Origin of the sequence: Actinoallomurus liliacearum, from assembly GCF_039542035.1 — a bacterium.
In the GTDB taxonomy this organism is placed as follows: Bacteria; Actinomycetota; Actinomycetes; order Streptosporangiales; family Streptosporangiaceae; genus Actinoallomurus; species Actinoallomurus liliacearum.
Map to the genome: position 1 here is coordinate 1,187,404 of NZ_BAABHJ010000005.1, position 19,805 is coordinate 1,207,208.

Genomic DNA, 19,805 nt, shown 5'->3' on the forward strand with positions numbered 1-19,805 from the left:
TCAACCCTCTCGCTGGGAGCGGCGCAGGCCGGTGTACCAGCGCAGCACCCGGGCCTCCACGAACTGGAAGACGGCCGACAGGGCGATGCCGATCAGCCCGAGCAGGATGATCCCGCTCCACATCTGCGGGATCGAGAAGCTGCGCTGGAACTGGATGATGGTGAAGCCCACCCCGTTGCTCGCGGCGAACATCTCGCTGATCACCATCAGGATGATCCCGATGGACAGCGCCTGCCGCGCGCCGGCGGCGATCCGCGGGCTCGCCCCCCGCAGGACCAGGTGGACGAGCCGGGAGTGCGGGCGCATCCGGTAACACCGGGCGGTGTCGCGCAGCACCTCGTCCAGCCCGCGCACCCCCTCGACGGTGTTCAGCAGGATCGGCCAGACGCACCCGGAGACGATCACCAGGATCTTCATCTCGTTCCCGATGCCGGCGAACAGCATGAGGATCGGCACCAGCACGGGCGACGGGATCGCCCGGAAGAACTCCAGGACGGGCTCCAGCAGCGCCCGGAGCACGCGCGCCGAGCCGATCGCGACGCCGAGGGCCACTCCCAGCACCAGGGCCAGGAGGTAGCCGGCGAGCAGCCGGAGCAGGCTGGGCAGCACGTCGCCGGTGAGCCGGCCGTGGAACCAGGTGTCGTCGAACGTGCCCAGGATCTGGCGCAGCGGCGGCCAGAAGAAGTCGGTGCTGTCCGCCGTCGCCAGCCACCACGCCCCGAACAGCAGGACCGGAACGGCGAGCAGGAGGACGATCCCGCGCACCACGCCGAGGACCTTCATGAGATCACCTCCCGGCGGACCGACGGATGCCAGCGCAGGACGCGGCGCTCGACGGCGCGTACGGCCACGTTGACGACGACGCCGATCAGGCCGACCACGATCACCAGGGCGTACATCGTGGCCACCGCGTCCGAGCTCTGCGCCACCGCGATCTGCTTGCCGAGTCCCGGCGACCCGATGACCAGCTCACCGGTGATCTCCAGGATCAGCGCGACGGCCGCGCCCAGCCGGAAGCCGGTCATGACGTACGGCAGCGCGGTCGGCCAGAGAACCGTGCGCACCTGCGTCAGCGCGCGGAACCGGTAGGAACGGGCGGTCTCGCGGGCCACCGGGTCCACGTCCCGCACGCCATAGAGGACCTGCACCAGCACCTGCCAGAAGGAGGCGTAGACGACGATCAGGAGCGTCGAGCGCATCGCGGTGCCGTACAGCAGCACGGCCAGCGGGATCAGCGCCACCGACGGGATCGGGCGCAGGAACTCGATCGTCGACGCCATCGCCGCCCGCAGCACCGGGAGGCCGCCGACCAGGATCCCCAGGACCACGCCCGCGACCGTCGCGATCGCCAGCCCGATCGCCCAGCCGCGCAGCGTCTCCAGCAGGGCCCGCCAGAACGTCCCGGTCCCGGCCTCGTCGGCCAGCGCGGAGACCATGGAGCTGAACGGTGGCAGGAAGCGCTTGCGCACCAGTCCCGCCCGGGGCGCCAGCTCCACCACCGCCATCAGCCCCGCCAGGCCGATCAGGCCGAGCGCCCAGGCGGGCACGGGGCGGCGACGGCGGCCGCCCCGGCCGTCGCCCGTCGCGTCCACCGTCACCGCCGCCGTCACGGCAGCAGCTCCTTGACGTCCGGGGCCTTCTTGATCAGGCCGTCCTGCACCGCCAGGTTCTCCAGGGTCTGGAGCCCGGCGCCGTTCACCTGGGCCGGGTACTTCGGCAGCGTGAGTGAGCCGGTCAGCGACGGGTCGATCTTGGTGTAGGTGCCCAGGACCTTGCGCACCGCGTCGGGGTTCTGGTCGGCGTACTGCAGGGACTTCCGCATCGCCGTGGTGAACCGCCGTACGAGGTCGGGCTTGGACGCGGCGGTCCGCTGGGAGGTGAAGTACCCGGCGATGGTCAGGTTCGGCGCGGTGTCCACGTAGTTGGACGCGACCAGCCGGCCGCCGTTCTTCAGCGCGGTGGTGAGGAAGGGCTCGACGACCTGAACCGCGTCGACGTTGCCCTTGTCCAGGGCGGCGAGCATGTCCGGGAAGGCCAGCTCGGTGAACTTGACGTTCTTGGCGTCGCCGCCCGCGGCCCGGATCGACGCCCGGACCGTGGTGTCGTTGATGTTGTTCAGGGTGTTGACCGCGACGCGCTTGCCGGCGAGGTCCTTGGCCGACTTGATCGGGCTGCCGGACTTGACGACCACCCCGCCGAAGTCCTTGCCCCTGACGCCGGTCGAGGCGTTGCCCGGCGCGACGACCTTGAGCGGCAGTCCCTTGGATCGGGCGATGACCAGCGACGTGTAGTTGCTGAACCCGAAGTCGACCTGACCGCTGACCACGGCCGGCACGATCGCCGCGCCGCCCTGAGCCGTCTCGATCCGAAGCTTCAGGCCCTGCTCGGCGAAGAACCCCTGCTGGTTCCCCAGGTAGACCGGTGCCACGTCGACGATCGGGATCAGGCTGACCTTCACCGTGGTCGGCCCCTTGCCGGACGCCTTGGACGACCCGTTCCCTCCTCCGCACGCGGCGAGAAGGAGTAGCGATGCGGCGGCCAGGGCCGCGCGGATTCTTGTCACGGTGCTTCTCCTGGGCATCGGTCGAGGGGAGGGGGAGGCCGCCGGCGCTGAACGGCCTTGGCCGGACGGTCGGCCCCGCGAAAGGCCGATCGGCCGATGGCCGTCCTCCCCGATGGCACCGTTGGTGTGGCGTCAGGTTAGAAATTTCGCACAGGATTGTCAACGATTCGTTCGCCAACTTGGTGCGTCATTTGACCTCAACTTGAATCAGGACGCCGACCAGATCGGGTGGTCGACGTAGCCGCGTGCGCCGCCCGTGTAGTGGGCGCCCGGATCGGCGGCGGCCGTCTCGTGACCCAACGCGAACCGGCTGACCAGGTCGGGGTTGGCCACGAAGAGGCGGGCGAAGGACACGGCGTCGGCGAGTCCCGCCCCGACGATCGCATCGCCGCTGTCCCGGTCGAAGCCGTGGTTGGCGATCAGCGGACCGTCGAAGAGCTTGCGGTACCGGGCGAAGGCGTCGAAGTCGGGGACGGGCCCGCCGGGCACCGGACCGCGCAGGTGCAGGTAGGCGAGCGGGCGTTCGTCGAGCTCGGCCACGAGCGCGTCGTAGTCCGCGAGCGTCCGGTCGTCACCGGTGAACGGATAGTCCGCGAGCGTCCGGTCGTCAGCGGTGAAGGGACGGCCCGCGCGCGACCGGTCGGCGGCGGGCGCGTCGGCGGCGCTCCAGTACGGCGACAGGCGTATCCCGACACGCCGGCCGTCCCAGGCGGCGGTGACCGCGTCGACGATCTCGAGGAGGAGACGGTGCCCGGGGCGGCCGTATCCGTCGGTGCGCCGGTTCAGCCGCCGGTTCAGGAACCGCGCGAGCAGATGGGTGCCGTTGGCGGCGATCTCGACCCCGTCGAACCCCGCCCGGCGCGCGTTCCCGCTCGCGGCGCCGAACTCCGCGATCACGCGTTCGAGGTCCGGGACGCTCATCTCCCGTACGGGGCGGGAGTCGTCACCCGGGCGCCAGAGCTGCAGCACGATACGGCCGCCCAGGGCGTGGACGAGGCCGGTCACCCGGCGCCACGCGGCGACCTGCCGCTCACTGTAGATTCCGGGAACGTTCGGGAGGCCGATCGCCTCCGCGCTCACCCAGGTGCCCTCGGCGACGATCAGGCCGGCACCGGCCCGCTGCCCGTAGTAGGCGGCGTGCAGGCCGGTCGGGACCAGGTCCTCGTTGGTGGCGCGGCACCGGGTCAGCGGCGCCATCACCACCCGGTTGGGCAGCCGCAGGTCCCCCAGGGCCACCGGCCGCAGCAACGGCCGGGCCTCGTCGAACTCGTTATCCTGCTGCTGTCGCATCATCGGTCGCTCTTCTCCTGTCGGCTCGCTGCTCGGTGGCACGAAACAGACGGAGCCCGACGGCGGAAGGTGACCGATGAACGAGCACGAGGGACTGGCCCGGCGCTTCGAGGCGCACCGCGAGCGGTTGCGCGCGGTGGCCTACCGGATGCTGGGTTCGGCGAACGAGGCGGACGACGCCGTCCAGGAGGCCTGGCTGCGACTCAGCCGCACGGATGAACGCGGCATCGACAACCTGGAGGCATGGCTCCGTACGGTGGTGTCCCGGCTCTGTCTCGACATGCTGCGGACGCGCGCCTCGCGCCGGGAGGACACTCTCGAATGGGAGGTGTCCGCGCAGGCGGGGGACGACGACCCGGAGGACGAGGCCGTGCTCATCGACTCGGTCGGCCGCGCCATGCTCGTGGTCTTGGACACCCTTCCGCCCGCCGAACGCGTCGCCTTCGTGCTGCACGACCTGTTCGCCGTACCGTTCGACCAGATCGCCCCCATCGTCGACCGCACTCCGGTCACCGCCAAGAAGCTCGCCAGCCGGGCACGGCACCGGGTGCGCGGCACGACGGCGCTCCCCACCGCCGAGCTGTCCCGGCAGCGGCGGGTCGTCGAGGCGTTCCTCGCCGCCGCGCGCGGCGGCGACCTCACCGCGCTGCTCGCCGTGCTGGACCCGGACGTCGTACGGCGGGCCGACGCGGTCGTGCTGACGCCGGGCCGGCCGGCGGTGGCGCGCGGGGCGGACACCGTGGCGCGGGAGACACTGGTCTTCGGGCGGCGCGCGACGTTCGCGGAACCCGCGCTCGTCGACGGAAGGGCCGGCGCCGTGATCGCCCCGCACGGCCGGCTGCTGCTCGCGCTCGTGATCACGGTGGCGGGCGACCGGGTCACCGAGTACGACATCGTCGCCGATCCAGCGCGGCTCCGGCGGCTCGACCTCGCGCTCCTGCCGTCTCGGCCGGTGCCATGAACATCTATGGTGAACGCATGCCGAATTCATCGCCGCGTCGGCTGCCCCGCGGGCGTTACGCGCTCTCGCGGGAGGAAGTGGAACGCATCCAGCGCTCGCGGCTGTGCGCGGCGATGGCCGAAGTGATGGCCGAGAAGGGGTACGTCGCCACCTCGGTCGCCGACGTACTGCAGCGGTCGGGCGTCTCGCGGCAGAGCTTCTATCAGCTGTTCGAGGACAAGCTCGACTGCTTCATGGCCGCCTTCGACGTCGCCGCCGACCTGCTGCTGCAGCACCTGCTGGAGATGGTCGGCGCCGACGAACACCGCATGCCCGGTCCGGATGCGATCGATGACCCGCTGGGCGGCTTCGAGCGGGCGTTCACCGCCTACCTCGCGGCACTCGCCATCGAACTGCCCTACACGCGGCTGTTCCTGATCGAGGTGTACGCGGCCGGTCCCGCGGCGATGCGGCGCCGCAGCGAGCTGCAGGACGCCATCACCGCCGTGTTCGCCGACCTGATGGGGGTCACCGACGACGCGGGCCGGTTCACCTGCCAGATGGTCGTCGCGGCGACCAGCACCCTGGTGACCAGGGCGGTCGCCGAGAACGACGTCGAAGGGCTGAGCGCCCTCGGCCCGCGCGTGATCGCCCACGTCCGTACCCTCTGGCACGCCGGCGCCTTCGGCACAATCGTGGAGTGATCACTTCTCGGCAGCTCGAATACTTCCAGGCGGTCGCGCGCGAGCTGCACTTCACGCGGGCGGCCGAGGCGCTGCGCATCGCGCAGCCCGCGCTCTCCCAGCAGATCCGCAAGCTGGAGCGGCAGTTGGGACTGGTGCTGTTCGAACGGAACAACCATCGCGTCGCGCTGACTCCGGCCGGGAGCGCGTTGCTGGAGCACGCCGAACGGATCCTGGCGGACCTGGTCGCGGTCGAGGACGAGATGCTGGGGTGGGCCGGCGGCGTCCGCGGCCGGATCCGGCTGGGGGCGGCACGGGGGTTGATGGGCCGGCTCACCCACGCGCTCGCCACGTTCTGCGGCACCTATCCGCGCGTCGAGATGGAACTGCGGGAACTGAACACCGCGGAGATGATCGCCGAACTGCGCTCGGGCGGCCTCGACGTCGCGACCCTCGCCTCCTCCCCTCCGGGACCTGAGGGCCGGGAGCTGGACACCCGTCCCCTCGGCGGCGAGCCGCTGGTACTGGTCACGGGTGCGGAGTCGCCGCTGGCCGGACGCGACCGGCTGCCGATCGCGGAACTGGACGGACTGGATCTCGTTCACTACGCCGCCGGCTCGGCGGTGGGGGAGATCATCGTCGCGGCCCTGGCCGAGGCGGGCGCCGAGCCGAGGGCGCGGTTCGAGAGCCGCGAGTACGGCACCGCCCGGGCGCTCGCCGCCGTCGGACTGGCGGTCGCCGTCATGCCCAGGTCGGCGGCCGAAGCGCCCGGGCCGCCGGTCGGCGTCGTGGGGCTCGACCCCGAGCCGGTCTGGACGCCGTGTCTGGCGTGGTCGGCCGTTCGTAGGCCGGCTCCCGCGCTGTCCGCGTTCATCGACTTCATGGCCGAGCACTTGCAGTTCTCCCCGGCGCAGCCCTGCATCGGTGATAGGTAGGGCTTATGACCACAAGACCCATGAAGTCTTGGACATATCACCACCGTGTCGATCATCGTTGTGGCGTACCAAGGAACGTCTGAAACGAGGTCGATCATGGAACGCCACGAGCGCGGACCGCTGGAGTACACGGCACTGATGGGTTCGGACCCGGAGGAGACGCTCGCCGAGGTCCGGCGGCGGTCGCCGCAACTGTACGAAACGATGATCGAGGGGGCGTTCGGCGGACCGCTGGCTCGATCGGACCTCGCCCGCCGGGACCGTGAGCTGGCGACGGTGGCGACGCTGGCCGCCCTCGGCGGAGCCGAGCCGCAGCTCGCCCGGCACGCTCGCGCGGCCCTGCGCAACGGCGTCTCGGCCGCGGAACTGCGGGCGCTGGCGGAGCACGTCTCGGTCTACGCCGGGTTCCCGCGCGCGCTGAACGCGCTCGACGCGATCGACCGGGCGCTGACCGAGGCCGGGGTCCCCCGCCCGGTGGAGCCGCGCCGTGTCCGGTTGGCCGACCACGAGACGGTGGTGGCGCGGCGCGGTGACTCCGGTCCGGCGGTGCTGCTGGTCCATGCTCTCGGCCTGGACTGGCGGATGTGGGAGCCGGTCATGGAGCGACTGGCCGTCGGACGCCGCGTGTTCGCCTACGACGTGCGCGGGCACGGTGCGGCCGCCGGTTCGCCGAGGCCGTTCACCATGGAGGACACCGCCGCCGACCTGTTCGGCGTGCTCGACGCCCTGGGCCTGGACCGCGCGCACCTCGTCGGCCTGTCCTACGGCGGCGGCATCGTGCAGACCGCCGCGGTCGCCCACCCGGAGCGGGTCGCGTCGCTGGCGCTGCTGGCCACCACCGACCACCCCTTCGACGCGTTCGAGGGGCGCGCCCGGTCCGGCGAGGAGGACGGCATGGCCGCGCAGGTCGTCCCCTCGCTGACGCGCTGGTTCACGCCGGCCGCGCTCGCGGTGAACGGCGAAGGGGTCCGGTACGCCCGCGAGCGGGTGTTGCGTGGCACACCTGCCGACTGGGCCGCGGCCTGGCGCTCCTTCAAAGGCGTGGACGTCGAGGGCAGACTCTCCGGATTCACCGCGCCCACCCTCGTGCTGGCTGGTTCGGAGGACGCCTCCACGACCCCTGAGATCATGCGTGGCATCGCCGACCGCATCCCCGGGTCCCGCTACCAGGAGATGCCCGGCGTCCCACACATGCAGACCCTGGAGCGGCCGGAAACGGTGGCGGCCGCGCTGGACGCCTTCCTGCCCGCCGACCGGCAGGACGGAGCACGCTGATGCGCGCCGCGTGGTACGACCGCAACGGCGCGGCGGACGACGTCCTCATCGTCGGCGAGCTGCCCGATCCCGAACCCGGTGTGGGCGAGGTCCGCGTCCGGGTCATGGCCGCCGGGGTCAACCCGGCCGACGTCAAACGGCGGTCCGGTGGGGGCGGGCGCGCCATGACCGCGCCCCGCGTCGTCCCGGGTGACGACGGGGCCGGGATCATCGATCGGGTCGGCCCCCGGGTGCCCGCCTCCCGGATCGGCCAACGCGTCTGGGTGCACTCGGCCACCCACCGCAGCGCCTTCGGCACCTGCGCCGAGTACGTCGTCGTGCCGGCGACCCAGGCGATCGGGCTTCCCGACGACGTCTCGTTCGAGGTCGGCGCCTGCCTGGGCGTCCCCGCCCTCACCGCGCACCGCTGCCTGCTCGCCGACGGCCCGGTCGACGGCCGTACGGTCCTGGTCACCGGCGGAGCGGGCGCCGTCGCGCACTACGCCATCCAACTCGCCGCCCACGGCGGCGCCCGGGTGATCTCGACCGCGAGCACCCCCGCCAAACAGCGGGCGGCCCTGGAGGCCGGGGCCGAGCACGTCGTCGACTATCGCGAACCCGACGCCGCCCAGACGATCCTCGGGCTGGCCCCCGACGGGGTCGACCGCGTGGTCGACGTCGCCTTCGGCGCCAATCTCGAGCTCACCTCGACGGTCGTCGCGGCCAACGGAACGATCGCCACCTACGGGTCCGACGCCGTGCCCGAACCGACGATCCCCTTCTACCGGCTCATGCGGCGCGGGATCACCATCCGCACCGTCCTGGTCTTCGTCATGCCCCCGCACGCCCTGCGAGCCGCGACCGACCACGTCACCCGGCTGCTGACCGACGGCGTCCTCACCCACCCGATGGCGTCCCGCCACTCCCTCGACGCCGTTGCGGCCGCCCATCGGGAAGTGGAGGACGGCCGCGCCATCGGCAAGGTCATCATCACCCCTTGACCCTGCGGGATCGGCATCGACCACCGGGGCGGGCGAGCCACGGCTCAGAAGCGGCCGCACGCGATGAACACGGCCAAGGCGAGATAGGCGAGGTTCAGTGCCACGAGTGCGAATTCGCCGCGTCGGCCGTGGGTGACCATCGCACCGACCATCAGCAGGATCCAGCAGACGGCGGTCACCGGCACCAGAACCGGTGCGATGCCGACCAGGGCGGGCAGGATCAAGCCCACCGCGGCCAGGAGCTCAAGGACGCCGAGGGACTTGACGAAGCCGACACTGGCGGCGTCGGTCCAGCCCCCACCGTGGGCCGCGGCCAGTTTCTCCTTGGGGACGAATGTCTTGCTGATCCCGCCGGCCAGCGCGACCAGGGCCAGCAGTCCGGCGCAGATCCAGAGCGCGAGGTTCATGAGGTTTCCTTTGCTGCCGTGGTTCGTTCGCCCACAAGGCACCGACGCCGCGAACTTCGTGACAGCACAGGCCTATGACGTGCATCACAGGCAGAGAACTTCCCATGGGATCCCGGACATTTTCGGCCGGGATTCTCAGTCGATCGTCCACACCGTGAGATTCCTGCCCCCGCCGGCGAGGGTCCTTCCGTCCGGACTGAAGGCGACGCAGTTGACCCTGGCGTCGGTGCCGGTGTTGAGCGCGGCGACGCTCTTGCGGCGGGTGATGTCCCACAGCGTGATGGCGCCGTCGGTGAAGCCGCTCGCCAGGACGGCGTTCGGACCGAACGCGACGCAGGTCACGCCGGAGCCGGAGCCGGTCAGGGTGGCGGTCCTCGTGCGGGTCGTGACGTCCCACAGCGTGATCGTCCCGTCGTTGCAGAGGTTCGCCAGCGTCTTCCCGTCGGGGGCGAACGCCAGGGAGTGCACGTCGGAATTCGTACGGGCGAGGGTGGCGAGGTTCCCATGGGAGGAGGTGTCCCACAGTTGGAGCAGGCCGTCGCTGCTGGTGTTCCCCGGGTTGCCGTTGCCGCTCGCGGTGACCAGGATGCCGCCGGAGGGACTGAACGCCAGGGCCGCGACCCAGTGGCCGTCGCCGGTGTGCAGGGTCGCGCTGTTCGTCCGGGTGGCCGGATTCCACAATCGGACGGCCGGGGCGTCGTACGTGGTCGCCAGCGTCGCGCCGGCCGGGTCGAACGCCACGCAGCTCAGGGAGCCGTTCCACTCGACGGGGTCCAGGTAGGGAAGGGCGGCGACGGCACCGGTGGCGACGTCCCACAAACTGATCGTCCCGTCGCCGTTGCCCACCGCCAGGCGCGTCCCGTCCAGGCTGAACGCCGCGGACAGGGTGGCCGTGAACTCGCGGTTGAAAGCGGTGACCTTCGCGAGGGGCCTGCCCCACGGGTTGGTGACCGTGTGGTGAAAGGTCCTGGCCAACGTCCTGGCGGCCACCTCCCACAGCCTGGCCTTACCGTCGTCGCCGACACTGGCCAGCGTTCTGCCGTCGGGGCTGAAGGTCACCGATCGCACCTCTCCGCCGCCGTCGAGGAGCGTCACCGGGGGTCCGGGCCGGAGGGGCCTTTCGGTGGCGTCCGGCTTCGGAGTCGTGCTCCGGCCCGTGTTCTCCGAGCGCAGCATGGAGGCCGCCGGAATGGCCGCGGCGGCCGCGACGCTCAACCCGGCCACCATGAAGTCGCGGCGGCTCGGACGCCACCGGCGAACGTCCGGCCCCGCGGTCAGCGCCTTGGTGCCGGACCTCGGCCCACGGTCCTGGTGCCGGAGCTCACGGTCGCGTTCGCCGATCATCGCGGTCACGGCGGGCGGCAGCCACGGACCGCCCATTTCCGCGGGGCCCGCGAACCGGTTCAGGATCTCGGCGAGGCTCGGCCTCTCCTCCGGGTTCTTGGCCAGGCAGGCGCTGACCAACCCGAACAGGTGGGCGGGGAGCCGGGACAGGTCGGGGTCCTGATGGACGACTCGGTACACGACCGCTTCGGCCGAACCCGTGCCGAAGGGGCGGGACCCGGTCGCGGCGAACGCGAGCACCGACCCCAGCGCGAACACGTCACTGGGCGGCCCTACCCGGAGTCCGCCGGCCTGCTCGGGAGACATGAACCCGGGGGTTCCGAGCACGGTCGTCGAGGCTTGGGCGGCGTCCAGCGCACGGGCGATGCCGAAGTCGATGACGCGGGGACCGTCGGCCGCGAGGATGATGTTGCCGGGCTTGAGGTCACGGTGCACCAGCCCTGCGGCGTGGATCGCGGCCAGCCCCTCCGCCAGCCCCGCCCCCAGCACACCGACCGCCTGGGCGGGCAGCGGCCCATGGGTGTCGACGGCCTGTTGGAGTGACGGGCCGGAGATGAAGGCGGTGACCAGCCACGGTGGATCGGCGCCGGGATCGGCATCGACCACCGGAGCGGTGTAGAAGCCGCCGACCCTGCGGGCCGCGGCGACCTCCTGGGCGAACCTACGGCGGAACGACGCGTCGCTCGCCAACTCGGGACGCACGAGTTTCACCGCGACCAGCCGGCCTCCGCGAGAGCGGGCCAGGTACACCTGGCCCATCCCGCCGCCACCCAGCCGTCCGAGCAGGCGATACGCCCCGACCTGTCGCGGATCGCCGACCTGCAGAGGATCCATGGGTGAGCGCCCCATCTGAAAAGAACACCAGTGTCTGTCAGATCGGGTGTGATTCTTCCAGAGACCGGCGCTCCGGCGAAGCGCCGGAACGTGCCGACGCCGTCGACGGGCGGCGTGTGCCGTTCGAACTTCTGCGCGCGGAGCCTTCCCGGCGGCCGTGCCGGCACCGAACCTAGGACCGGTCGCCCGCCGAGCGGACGTCGTGGAACCGCTTCCCGCCGGGGACGCGTACCAAATACTCGGTAACCGCGGTCGTGAACACGGATATAACGCCGCAGAGCGCCGCCTAGATGCGGCCTATACCGAGCGTTCCGTTCGCCCGAGATTCAGCGGCGAGGCCGCAGATGGGGCAGATCGCCATAAGGCCGCCGTAGGTGCTCCTCCGAGTGACCGCCGCTGCCCCAGTTTCCAAGGCACCGCCTGGGGCGTCTTTTTCTAGGCTGTCTACTGTGGCGAGAATTTTCTCGCCACAGTAGACGGCCCAGAAAAAGATGACTTCGTGGCGAGCGGTGCATCGTCCGATATTGCACCTATTCATGGCGACCTGAATAGGTCGGCCGTCATGGCGCCACCCGCGCCCAGACGACCTTCCGCCGGCCCTCCCGGCGTACGCCCCAGCCGGCGGCCAGTGCCGCCACGATCAGCAGACCCCGTCCGCCCTCCGCGTCCGCGTCGCCGAACGCGTCCCTGATCTGAGGCTCGTCCGGTGAGGAGTCCACCACCTCGACCAGCAGGGCGCCGTCCTCGGGGATCAGCCGGACCGTGAAGACCTGGCCGAGCCGGGCCGCGTTGGCGACGAGCTCACCCGTGACGGTGCCCGCGTCCTCCAGTAGTTCCGTCAGGCCCCATTCCCGCAGCCGGTCTTTGAGTACGAGACGGGCGCAGGGCGCCGCCGCCGTGTTCGGGCTAAGAGATATTTCATACGGAAGACGCGATTCGATCACGAGACTTCCTCCGCGGTCGACGATTTCTCCTACCCCTCGCAGGTCGCTGAAGGGATCGCTTCCTCAGCGTGTCGCGCGGCGTTTACCGTCGATACGGTTTCGTCGCTACACATCACAACCGCAGACAAGGGAGATCGAAGCGATGGGGCGAGAACGGGAACTCGATCCGCGCGTCTCGGCGATCGCGCAGTACGGATATCGCCTCCGGTATTACCGGAAAAAGGCCAATCTTTCCCAAGATGCATTAGGATCACGAGTCGGGGTGACCGGCCAGATGATCGGCCACATCGAGACCGCCAAACGACCGACCACCCCGGAGATGTCCAAGGGCTTCGACAAGCTCTTCGGCCTCGACGCCTACTTCGAAGAGCTCTGGTGGCACGTCCGCCGCGAACAGACCCCGAGCTGGTTCCGCGACTACGTCGCCGCCGAAGCCCGCGCCGCCTCCATCCGCCTCTTCAACCCACTACTGATTCCCGGGCTTCTTCAGACTGAGGCGTACACGCGCGAAGTACTGCGCGCCGGACAGCAGGACGGCAAGTTGGAGCAGCTTGTCGCCGCGCGGCTCGCGCGGCAAGAGATCCTCCAGCGAGAGGAGCCGCCGTGGCTGGTCTTCGTCATCTCCGAGTCGGCGCTGCGGCGGGTCGTGGGTGGTCCCGAAGTCATGCGTGAGCAGTACGCACGGCTGCTCGCGTTGGCGGAACGGCCGAACATCACGATTCATGTCCTTCCAGATGACGCACCCGTCTACCCGTCGGGAGGCTTCACCATCTTCAGCTTTGATGAAGCGCCAGACCTCGGATACGCCGAGGCCGTTAACGGCCATGGCCCACTGATCGAGCAACGCAAACCGATCGAGGGACTTAAGGTGATGTTCGACCTCATCAGGTCCGCCGCCCTCCCGACGGCGGCGTCGGCAGATCTGATCCGAGCCCTGATGGAAGGCACGTGAGCCCCATGGACAGCTCCTTCCTGGATTGGCGCAAGAGCACCCACAGCGGTCAGGAGGGTGGAGAGTGCGTCGAGGCCGCGATTCTCTGGCGAAAGAGCACCCGGAGCGGTCAAGAAGGCGGCCAGTGTGTTGAGGCCGCGGTGCTTGATCGTGAGGATCGGCACAGCGGCTGACCGCCGGTTCACTTCCGTCGCCTAGGGGACGGTTCCTTAGCGTTCGTGGCCGGCGTTGAGCCAGGTGATGTAGTCGTGGACGGCGCGCTTAGGGTCGTACGCGGGAGTGAAGCCGGTGTCCTGGCGGAGCCGGGTGATGTCGAGGTACGGGTCTTCGGCGGGAGCGCCGGGACCGCGGCCGGCGGGTAGGTCGATCGCCGCGTCGGGGATGACGGTGCGGATCGCCTCGACGACCTCGGTGTGCTTCGTCACCTGGCCGGAGCCGATGTTGTACGTGCGGTGGTTCAGGCGCTCGGCCGTCTGCAGCATGGCGATGGCGCGGCCGCAATCCCTGACGTAGCAGTAGTCGCCGCCGTCGTCGGCGTACGCGGGCCGGCGCGGTGGGGAGAAGTCCGCCGCCTCGCCCCGCACCGCCGCGTGCACGAGGCGGGGCACCGGGAAGAACGGCGACTCGGGGCGGCCGAGCGGGCCCCAGATCGCCCCGATGCGCAGGTTGACCGCCTCGAATCCCGACCGCTCGGCGACCGTGCCCGCCAGCAGTTCGGCACTCTTCTTGGCCGCGGGGATCGGGTGCGTGGCGGTCATCGGAAGGGGAACGTCCTCGCGGAGCACGGTCTCGTCGACACCGAGGTAGACGCCGACCGTGCTGGCGAGGCTCACGCGTGGCACGCCCCACTCCGTGGCCGCCCGCAGCACGTTCAGCAGCCCCAGCGTGTTGGCCCGCACCTCGTCCACGGGGGAGTGTGCGCCGAAGAACACCGCGGCGAGGTGCACGATGCCGGTGATGGGGTGGCGCCTGCCGAGGTCGAGGACCGCGTCGGAGTCGGTGACGTCGAGCGGCTCGACGAAGAGGCGGCCGCCGACCTCGTCTTCGAGGAAGGCGGGGATCCGGGCCGTACGGTGCCGGGTGAGCACGCAGGACTCGCCGAGGTCGAGCAGCGCGCGGGTGGTGTGGGAGCCGATGAAGCCGAGCCCGCCGGTGATCAGAATCATGCGTGGTTCTCCAAGAAGATCGTTAGCTTGCTAATGAGACCGTAGCGGCGAAATCATTAGCATGCAATCGACCTTTAGGATCGAGAGGTGGACGACTTCCTGACGCTGTTGGTCCGGACGCACAAGCTGCTACAGGCCGCCTCCGACGAGGCGATGAACAGACACGGCGTCCGGATCGGCCAGAACCTCATCCTGGAGGCGCTCTGGGAGGCCGACGGCCTGACGCCGGGCGAGGTGGCGGCACGGGCGCGCCTGCCCATCACGACCCCGACGATCGTGAACACCGCCACGCGCATGGAGGCCGCCGGGCTGCTCACCCGCCGCCGTGACCCGAACGACGGCCGGCTGGTCCGCCTCTACTTGACCGACCGGGCCCGCGCCGCCCGGCAGCCCATCCAGGAGGCCCGCCGCCGCCTGGAGGACCACGCGACCGCCACCCTCACCGACGAGGAACGCGACCACCTCCGCACCGCACTGACCAAGATCATTCAGCGGCTCGACGCCGATCAGGCTGACTCAAATAGAGGGTAGGGATCCCTCGCCTGGTCACCAGAAGAGCCGGGCGACCCGCGATACGACGCCCTAAACTCCGAGGTGGAGGTGGCGGGCAGTGTCTGATCAGGCATATCGACCGATGACGGTGGCCGATCTCGCCCTGCACTTGGAGAAGGCAACCGACGATGCCATCCGGTGGCGGCTGATCGCTGAATTTCTGGAGGAGTATCGCCACGAGGGCGTTGAGGGACGTGGACGTCTGCTACTGCGAGAGCCGCGGAGCAGTGGTGATCAACGGTGGGATGTCCTCCTGGCGGCTCTCGCCGAACACCTGGCCGCACGCGATGGCCGAGGTGCTCCGAGCTGGACCGAAGCGCGCTGTCTCCGGCGATTCTGGTTCCCTTTCAACACGCCGGCCGCGCGTGTGGACGCGATGGTCCACGCGCCAGCGGCTTTCCGCCGACGCGGAGTGTTCATCGCTCCGCAGGAACTGGAAGTCGCGTGAGTGACATAGTGCCGCTACTCGATCGTGAGGACATCGAGAAGGCATTCCGTAGGCTCGGCGATCGTCTCGTCCGTCGTGGAGTCGTCGCGGATGTCTACGTCATCGGGGGAGCGGCGATGGCTCTCGCTTACGACGCTCGTCGTTCCACCCGCGATATCGATGCCGTCTTCGAGCCCCACGGCATCGTGCTCGACGAGGCCCGCGATACGGCCAAGGAGCTTGGTCTTCCGCCCTGGTGGCTGAACGAACAAGCCAGTGTCTACGTCGCGCCTGGCGGTGACCCTTCAGCTCGGCGCGTATTCGACCATCCAGGGCTTCGTGTATCAGCGGCATCTCCCGAGCACCTGCTTGCAATGAAGGTCATGGCGGCCCGTCGTCGCGATGCCGACGACATCCGGTTCCTGGTCGACCGGCTCAAGCTCGAGTCCACTTCGGAAATCCTTGCCCTTTGCGCCGAGGTGTTCCCCGACGAGCCCGTGCCCGACCGGGCGCGATTGGTCCTGGAGGACATCTTCGCTCCAGGTGAAGACTCTTAGAAGCCAATGCGGGTCCGCCCGGCACGCGGTGGCGTGTCCCTCGCGCGCCGGGCGATTCGTCGTCAGGAGAGGCGACCGGGGTGGTCGCCGATCCCGGGCTGCTCACCCGCCGCCGTGACCCGAACGACGGCCGGCTGGTCCGCCTCTACCTGACCGACCGCGCCCGCGCCGCCCGGCAGCCCATCAAGGAGGCCCGCCGCCGCCTGGAGGACCACGCGACCGCCACCCTCACCGACGAGGAACGTCGCCACCTGCGAACGGCGCTCACCAAGGTCATCCGGCAACTCGACCCGGATCAGACCGCCTCGAGCGGCGAAGAACGGAACGGCCGCCCGGACCGGTAGTTCTTCCAGTTCCGCCTGGGTCGATGCTTATGACCCAAACATCACTTGCGCACCGCATGTCGCGTATTCTTGCCGGGCATCTCGACCCTTCGCGGCGGTCCGCCAGGTCGAGGACGGCGGTCGGTGGGAGCGAAGGGTGGACAGTGTGGGCGACCTCCAACGGGTTCTGGTGATCATCCCGACGTACAACGAGCGGGAGAACCTGGAGATCATTGTCGACCGGGTCCGCGCGGCCGTGCCGACGGCCGACATCCTGATCGCCGACGACGCCAGCCCCGACGGCACCGGCGAGATCGCCGACGAGCTCGCCGCTCGCGACGAGCAGGTCCACGTGCTGCACCGCTCGGGCAAGCAGGGACTGGGCGCGGCGTACGTCGCCGGGTTCGGCTGGGGGCTGGAGCGCGACTTCGAGGTTCTGGTCGAGATGGACGCCGACGGCTCCCACCAGCCCGAGGAACTGCCGAGACTGCTCGGCGCCCTCGAGCACAGCGACCTGGCCATCGGGTCCCGCTGGGTACGGGGCGGGGAGGTCCAGAACTGGCCGAAGAACCGTGAGGTCCTTTCGCGAGGAGCGAACACCTACGCGCGGCTGATGCTCGGCATCCCCGTGCGCGACTCGACCGGCGGGTTCCGCGCCTACCGTGCCACCACGCTGCGCAAGATCGGTATTGACGACGTCACCTCCCAGGGCTACTGCTTCCAGGTCGACCTGACGCTGCGGACGGTCCGGTGCGGCCTTCAGGTGGCAGAGGTGCCGATCACCTTCGTCGAGCGGGAGCGCGGCAACTCCAAGATGAGCCGCGACATCATCGTCGAGGCCTTCCGCCGCGTCACCGGATGGGGCGTCGCCTACCGCCTGGGAAGCCTCACCGGCCGCCGCCGCTGACGGTCGTTCGGTGGCCCCGGCCATCGGAACTCACGGTGGCCCGCACCACGCGAGCCGTCGCAGAGAACCTTCCTCCCCCCGCACGAGAAGACGCCCATGCATCACGGTCCCCCCATCGCCGGATCCGACCAGGTGAGCCGGGAGCCGGCCGCTTCCCTCAACGGCCGACCGCCGGCCCGCGCCCGGTGGTGGCGCGACCCGTACCTCATCGTCGCCGTACCGGTCGGGCTCTGGGCGCTCCTGGTCACGCTCCAGCACACCTGGGTCAGTGACTTCCTGCTGCACCTCGCGACGGTGAACACCCTGGCGCGCGACCTGTGGAGCCCGGCCGATCCCATGGTCGGTGCGGCCTCCGGCAGCCCCTACTACTCCCCGTACACCGTCCTGCTGGGCCTGATCAAGGCGGCGACGGGGGCGCCCGCCCGTACGGTGCTCGAAGCCGCCGGGCTCGCCAACGTCGGACTGCTGCTCTTCGCCCTGCGCCGCTTCTGCCGCAACCTCGGGCGCGGCCCGCTCGTGGCGGCGCTGGCCCTGGTCTTCGCCCTCCTCCTGTGGGGTATCGACCCGGTCCCCTGGAGCGGCTTCCTCGGGCTGTACTCCGTCTCCTGGACCATGAGCTACCCGAGCCTGATCGGGACGGCGCTCATGCTGTTGGTCTGGGACGCTTTCCTGCGCCACCGAGCACGGCCGGAAGGCGTGGGCGCGGTCGCCACCGTCGCGCTGCTCGGCACGCTGGTCGTCCTCATCCACCCGTTCACCGCCGTGAACATGGTGATCGGCCTGATCGCGTTCGTGCTGGCCGATCCGCGGGCGACGCTCCGCGCCCGGCCCCTCCACCTGGCCATCGGCGCCGTGGTGGCGTTCGTCCTCGTGATGGTGTGGCCGTGGTCGGACGTCTCCACCCTCTTCGGGGCGGCGGGCAGCTTCGACGCCATCCACAAGGTGCTGCTCACGGACGTGGTCAAGGACGGCGGCCTCGCCACGTACGGCCTGGCCCTCGTCGGCCTGCCCGCGCTCGTCACCGGAGGCCGCCGCCCGCTCGGCCGGGAGCTGCAGATCCTCTTCGTTCTCGCCGTCGCGGTCGTCGCCCTCGGCGCGGCCGTCGGCTCGTACGGACTGGCGCGCGTGATCCCGGTCGCCATGCTCCCCCTCCACCTGGCGCTCGCGTCGTACCTCGCCGAGCGCGCCAAAGGCTGGACGGTCTACGCGGCGGTCACCCTCGTCGCCTGCTGCGTCGGCCTGTACGGGGAGTCGGGCGGCCTGATCCGCGCCTACTGGGGGGACGCCGGCCCGGCCACGCTCCGCGCCTGGGGAGCACCGCCGCCGGCCCCCTCGTACGACCGTGTGCTCAAGGGCATCCGCCCCGGCGAGGTGGTCATCACCGACGACCTCACCGTCGCCCGCCTGGTGAACGCCCGCGGCGCCGACACGGTCGCCCCGGCGTGGCCGTACCCCTTCGTCGATGAGGACGTCCGCGCCCGCGACACCACCGCCTTCTTCGCCACGGGGACCGCGCCCCTGGACCGGCTGGCCATCGCGGACCGCTACGGCGTGACCTGCGCGATCGTCACCCGCGGCCGTGCCGTCCTCAAGCCGGACGCCCTCCCCGGCTTCACGGCCGACGCCCGCCTGTCCCACCCGAGAGCCGTCCGCCTCTGCCGCGACTGACGTCCGGAATCACGATGGCGGCCCCCAGGTCAAAGGCTGCCGCAACCGACAAAGGACGGACTCGACCGACGACAGCACCGTCCGGCTGACGTTCGGTGCCCGCGCTACTTGATCCCTCGCTCGTCCGTGGGGTGTAGTCGCACCACCGGGATGTCACGGGAGGTCTTGCGCTGGTAGGCGTCGTAGGGCGAGAAGATCTCCACCAGGCTTGGCCATACGTCGGCCTTCTCCTCGCGGGAGAGTGTGTGGGCGCGGGCGGCGAACCGGTTGGTTCCCACTCGCACTTTCACGTCCGGGTTCTTCCCGATGCTGCGGTACCACAGTGGATGGCTGTCGGCACCGCCGTTGGACGCGACGATCAGGTACGACTCACGGTCCAGGAGGTAGATCAGCACTGTGCGGTGCCACTGGCCACTGCGTCGGCCCCGGTAGTCCAGGAGCAGGCAGGGCGCGTCGTTCACCGTGGTTCCCCTGGTCCCCCCGGACTCCTCGTACAGTCGTGCTTGCTTGGCCACCCACCCGATCGGGCTGATCCGCACCTCTGGGTCGGTCGTGTCCGGCGAGTTCACGGGGTACCGAACCAGCTGGTCTGCGTGGCCGTCAGGCCGGCGGCGGGCTGCCAGTCTTTGATGGGTTGGGAGAACTCCCACTGGTAGCCGAAGGGATCGATGCACTCGAACACGCGGTCGCCCCACGCCTCGTCCATCGGTTCCGAAGTGATCGTGCACCCGGCGCTCCGGCAGTACTCGTAGCTCACGGCGAGGTCGTCCACGCCCAGACCGATCGCCACACCGAGCCCACGTGGGCCGATCTGGGTCTGCCGCTCCCGCTCGCTGTCGGGGAAGGGCATGCCCACCAGGGCGTCGACGATCAGGTGCACCTCGCCTCGTTCAAGGATCGTCATCACCGGTTGGCCGTCGGAGTTCGGCACGCTGCCGACCTCATCGAACCCGAACCCTCGGTAGAACCGTGCGGCGGCGTCCACGTCGCCGACCCGCAGACCCACTCGAAACGATGCCGCAACCACATCATCCTCCATTTGTGTACACCATACGCGA

Annotated in this window: 23 protein-coding genes; 13 read left to right on the forward strand and 10 right to left on the reverse strand. The window is 70.2% G+C overall.

The features are described from left to right. From ABD978_RS13480 to ABD978_RS13495, 4 genes are all read right to left on the reverse strand, one after another. Nucleotides 1-783 (reverse strand): ABC transporter permease, encoded by a 783-nt coding sequence (locus tag ABD978_RS13480; RefSeq protein ID WP_345353590.1) that lies wholly within the window; start codon nucleotides 781-783, stop codon nucleotides 1-3. Further along, the gene (locus ABD978_RS13485; RefSeq protein ID WP_345353592.1) at nucleotides 780-1,610 is read right to left on the reverse strand and encodes an ABC transporter permease; all 831 of its coding nucleotides are present in this window, start codon (nucleotides 1,608-1,610) and stop codon (nucleotides 780-782) included. The genes ABD978_RS13480 and ABD978_RS13485 overlap by 4 nt, the downstream gene beginning before the upstream one ends. After that, the gene (locus ABD978_RS13490) at nucleotides 1,607-2,563 is read right to left on the reverse strand and encodes an ABC transporter substrate-binding protein (protein WP_345353594.1); all 957 of its coding nucleotides are present in this window, start codon (nucleotides 2,561-2,563) and stop codon (nucleotides 1,607-1,609) included. Before ABD978_RS13490 ends, ABD978_RS13485 begins: the two co-directional genes overlap by 4 nt. Nucleotides 2,564-2,770: 207 nt before the next feature. Next, nucleotides 2,771-3,856: an oxidoreductase gene (locus ABD978_RS13495; RefSeq protein ID WP_345353596.1), complete on the reverse strand. Its 1,086-nt coding sequence runs from the start codon at nucleotides 3,854-3,856 to the stop codon at nucleotides 2,771-2,773. Nucleotides 3,857-3,929: 73 nt separating this feature from the next. Between ABD978_RS13495 and ABD978_RS13500 the strand changes: the two genes are divergently transcribed. From ABD978_RS13500 to ABD978_RS13520, 5 genes are all read left to right on the forward strand, one after another. Then, entirely contained in the window at nucleotides 3,930-4,814 is an 885-nt protein-coding gene (locus ABD978_RS13500; protein WP_345353598.1) for a sigma-70 family RNA polymerase sigma factor, read from the forward strand. Nucleotides 4,815-4,831: 17 nt separating this feature from the next. Then, the gene (locus ABD978_RS13505) at nucleotides 4,832-5,497 is read left to right on the forward strand and encodes a TetR/AcrR family transcriptional regulator (RefSeq protein WP_345353600.1); all 666 of its coding nucleotides are present in this window, start codon (nucleotides 4,832-4,834) and stop codon (nucleotides 5,495-5,497) included. Next, nucleotides 5,494-6,411 carry a LysR family transcriptional regulator gene (locus tag ABD978_RS13510; RefSeq protein ID WP_345353602.1) on the forward strand — a complete coding sequence of 306 codons (918 nt, stop codon included), beginning with the start codon at nucleotides 5,494-5,496 and terminating at the stop codon, nucleotides 6,409-6,411. The genes ABD978_RS13505 and ABD978_RS13510 overlap by 4 nt, the downstream gene beginning before the upstream one ends. A 96-nt stretch (nucleotides 6,412-6,507) precedes the next feature. Next, nucleotides 6,508-7,686: an alpha/beta hydrolase gene (locus ABD978_RS13515; RefSeq protein ID WP_345353604.1), complete on the forward strand. Its 1,179-nt coding sequence runs from the start codon at nucleotides 6,508-6,510 to the stop codon at nucleotides 7,684-7,686. Next, the gene (locus ABD978_RS13520) at nucleotides 7,686-8,666 is read left to right on the forward strand and encodes an NADPH:quinone reductase (RefSeq protein WP_345353606.1); all 981 of its coding nucleotides are present in this window, start codon (nucleotides 7,686-7,688) and stop codon (nucleotides 8,664-8,666) included. Before ABD978_RS13515 ends, ABD978_RS13520 begins: the two co-directional genes overlap by 1 nt. Nucleotides 8,667-8,710: 44 nt before the next feature. Here the strand turns inward: ABD978_RS13520 and ABD978_RS13525 are convergent, their stop codons facing one another. From ABD978_RS13525 to ABD978_RS13535, 3 genes are all read right to left on the reverse strand, one after another. Next, on the reverse strand, nucleotides 8,711-9,073 hold the full coding sequence (locus ABD978_RS13525; RefSeq protein WP_345353608.1) for a DoxX family protein: 363 nt from the start codon (nucleotides 9,071-9,073) through the stop codon (nucleotides 8,711-8,713). 135 nt (nucleotides 9,074-9,208) lie between these two features. Further along, complete coding sequence (locus ABD978_RS13530; RefSeq protein WP_345353610.1) at nucleotides 9,209-11,251, reverse strand: WD40 repeat domain-containing serine/threonine protein kinase; 2,043 nt, start codon at nucleotides 11,249-11,251, stop codon at nucleotides 9,209-9,211. Nucleotides 11,252-11,811: 560 nt separating this feature from the next. Then, a complete protein-coding gene (locus tag ABD978_RS13535) occupies nucleotides 11,812-12,195 on the reverse strand; it encodes an ATP-binding protein (RefSeq protein WP_345353612.1) in 384 nt (127 codons plus the stop codon). A 142-nt stretch (nucleotides 12,196-12,337) separates the two neighbouring features. Between ABD978_RS13535 and ABD978_RS13540 the strand changes: the two genes are divergently transcribed. Then, nucleotides 12,338-13,147, forward strand: coding sequence for a helix-turn-helix domain-containing protein (locus tag ABD978_RS13540; RefSeq protein ID WP_345353614.1), 810 nt, complete (start codon nucleotides 12,338-12,340; stop codon nucleotides 13,145-13,147). Nucleotides 13,148-13,152: 5 nt separating this feature from the next. Continuing rightward, the gene (locus tag ABD978_RS13545; protein WP_345353700.1) at nucleotides 13,153-13,320 is read left to right on the forward strand and encodes a DUF397 domain-containing protein; all 168 of its coding nucleotides are present in this window, start codon (nucleotides 13,153-13,155) and stop codon (nucleotides 13,318-13,320) included. Nucleotides 13,321-13,356: 36 nt separating this feature from the next. Here ABD978_RS13545 and ABD978_RS13550 read toward each other — a convergent pair whose 3' ends face one another. Beyond that, nucleotides 13,357-14,313 carry an NAD-dependent epimerase/dehydratase family protein gene (locus tag ABD978_RS13550; RefSeq protein WP_345353616.1) on the reverse strand — a complete coding sequence of 319 codons (957 nt, stop codon included), beginning with the start codon at nucleotides 14,311-14,313 and terminating at the stop codon, nucleotides 13,357-13,359. Nucleotides 14,314-14,400: 87 nt separating this feature from the next. Between ABD978_RS13550 and ABD978_RS13555 the strand changes: the two genes are divergently transcribed. From ABD978_RS13555 to ABD978_RS13580, 6 genes are all read left to right on the forward strand, one after another. Next, entirely contained in the window at nucleotides 14,401-14,844 is a 444-nt protein-coding gene (locus ABD978_RS13555; RefSeq protein ID WP_345353618.1) for a MarR family winged helix-turn-helix transcriptional regulator, read from the forward strand. Nucleotides 14,845-14,923: 79 nt separating this feature from the next. Continuing rightward, the gene (locus ABD978_RS13560) at nucleotides 14,924-15,313 is read left to right on the forward strand and encodes a hypothetical protein (protein WP_345353620.1); all 390 of its coding nucleotides are present in this window, start codon (nucleotides 14,924-14,926) and stop codon (nucleotides 15,311-15,313) included. Beyond that, nucleotides 15,310-15,849: a DUF6036 family nucleotidyltransferase gene (locus ABD978_RS13565; protein ID WP_345353622.1), complete on the forward strand. Its 540-nt coding sequence runs from the start codon at nucleotides 15,310-15,312 to the stop codon at nucleotides 15,847-15,849. The genes ABD978_RS13560 and ABD978_RS13565 overlap by 4 nt, the downstream gene beginning before the upstream one ends. 80 nt (nucleotides 15,850-15,929) lie before the next feature. After that, a complete protein-coding gene (locus ABD978_RS13570; protein WP_345353624.1) occupies nucleotides 15,930-16,193 on the forward strand; it encodes a MarR family winged helix-turn-helix transcriptional regulator in 264 nt (87 codons plus the stop codon). Between the two features lie 136 nt (nucleotides 16,194-16,329). Continuing rightward, a complete protein-coding gene (locus tag ABD978_RS13575; protein WP_425550699.1) occupies nucleotides 16,330-17,079 on the forward strand; it encodes a polyprenol monophosphomannose synthase in 750 nt (249 codons plus the stop codon). Between the two features lie 96 nt (nucleotides 17,080-17,175). Beyond that, nucleotides 17,176-18,747, forward strand: a complete 1,572-nt coding sequence (locus tag ABD978_RS13580; RefSeq protein ID WP_345353626.1) for a hypothetical protein — start codon at nucleotides 17,176-17,178, stop codon at nucleotides 18,745-18,747. Between the two features lie 104 nt (nucleotides 18,748-18,851). Here ABD978_RS13580 and ABD978_RS13585 read toward each other — a convergent pair whose 3' ends face one another. Then, nucleotides 18,852-19,316 carry a nitroreductase family deazaflavin-dependent oxidoreductase gene (locus ABD978_RS13585; RefSeq protein WP_345353628.1) on the reverse strand — a complete coding sequence of 155 codons (465 nt, stop codon included), beginning with the start codon at nucleotides 19,314-19,316 and terminating at the stop codon, nucleotides 18,852-18,854. After that, nucleotides 19,313-19,786 (reverse strand): VOC family protein, encoded by a 474-nt coding sequence (locus ABD978_RS13590; RefSeq protein ID WP_345353630.1) that lies wholly within the window; start codon nucleotides 19,784-19,786, stop codon nucleotides 19,313-19,315. The genes ABD978_RS13585 and ABD978_RS13590 overlap by 4 nt, the downstream gene beginning before the upstream one ends. Nucleotides 19,787-19,805: the final 19 nt, after the last annotated feature.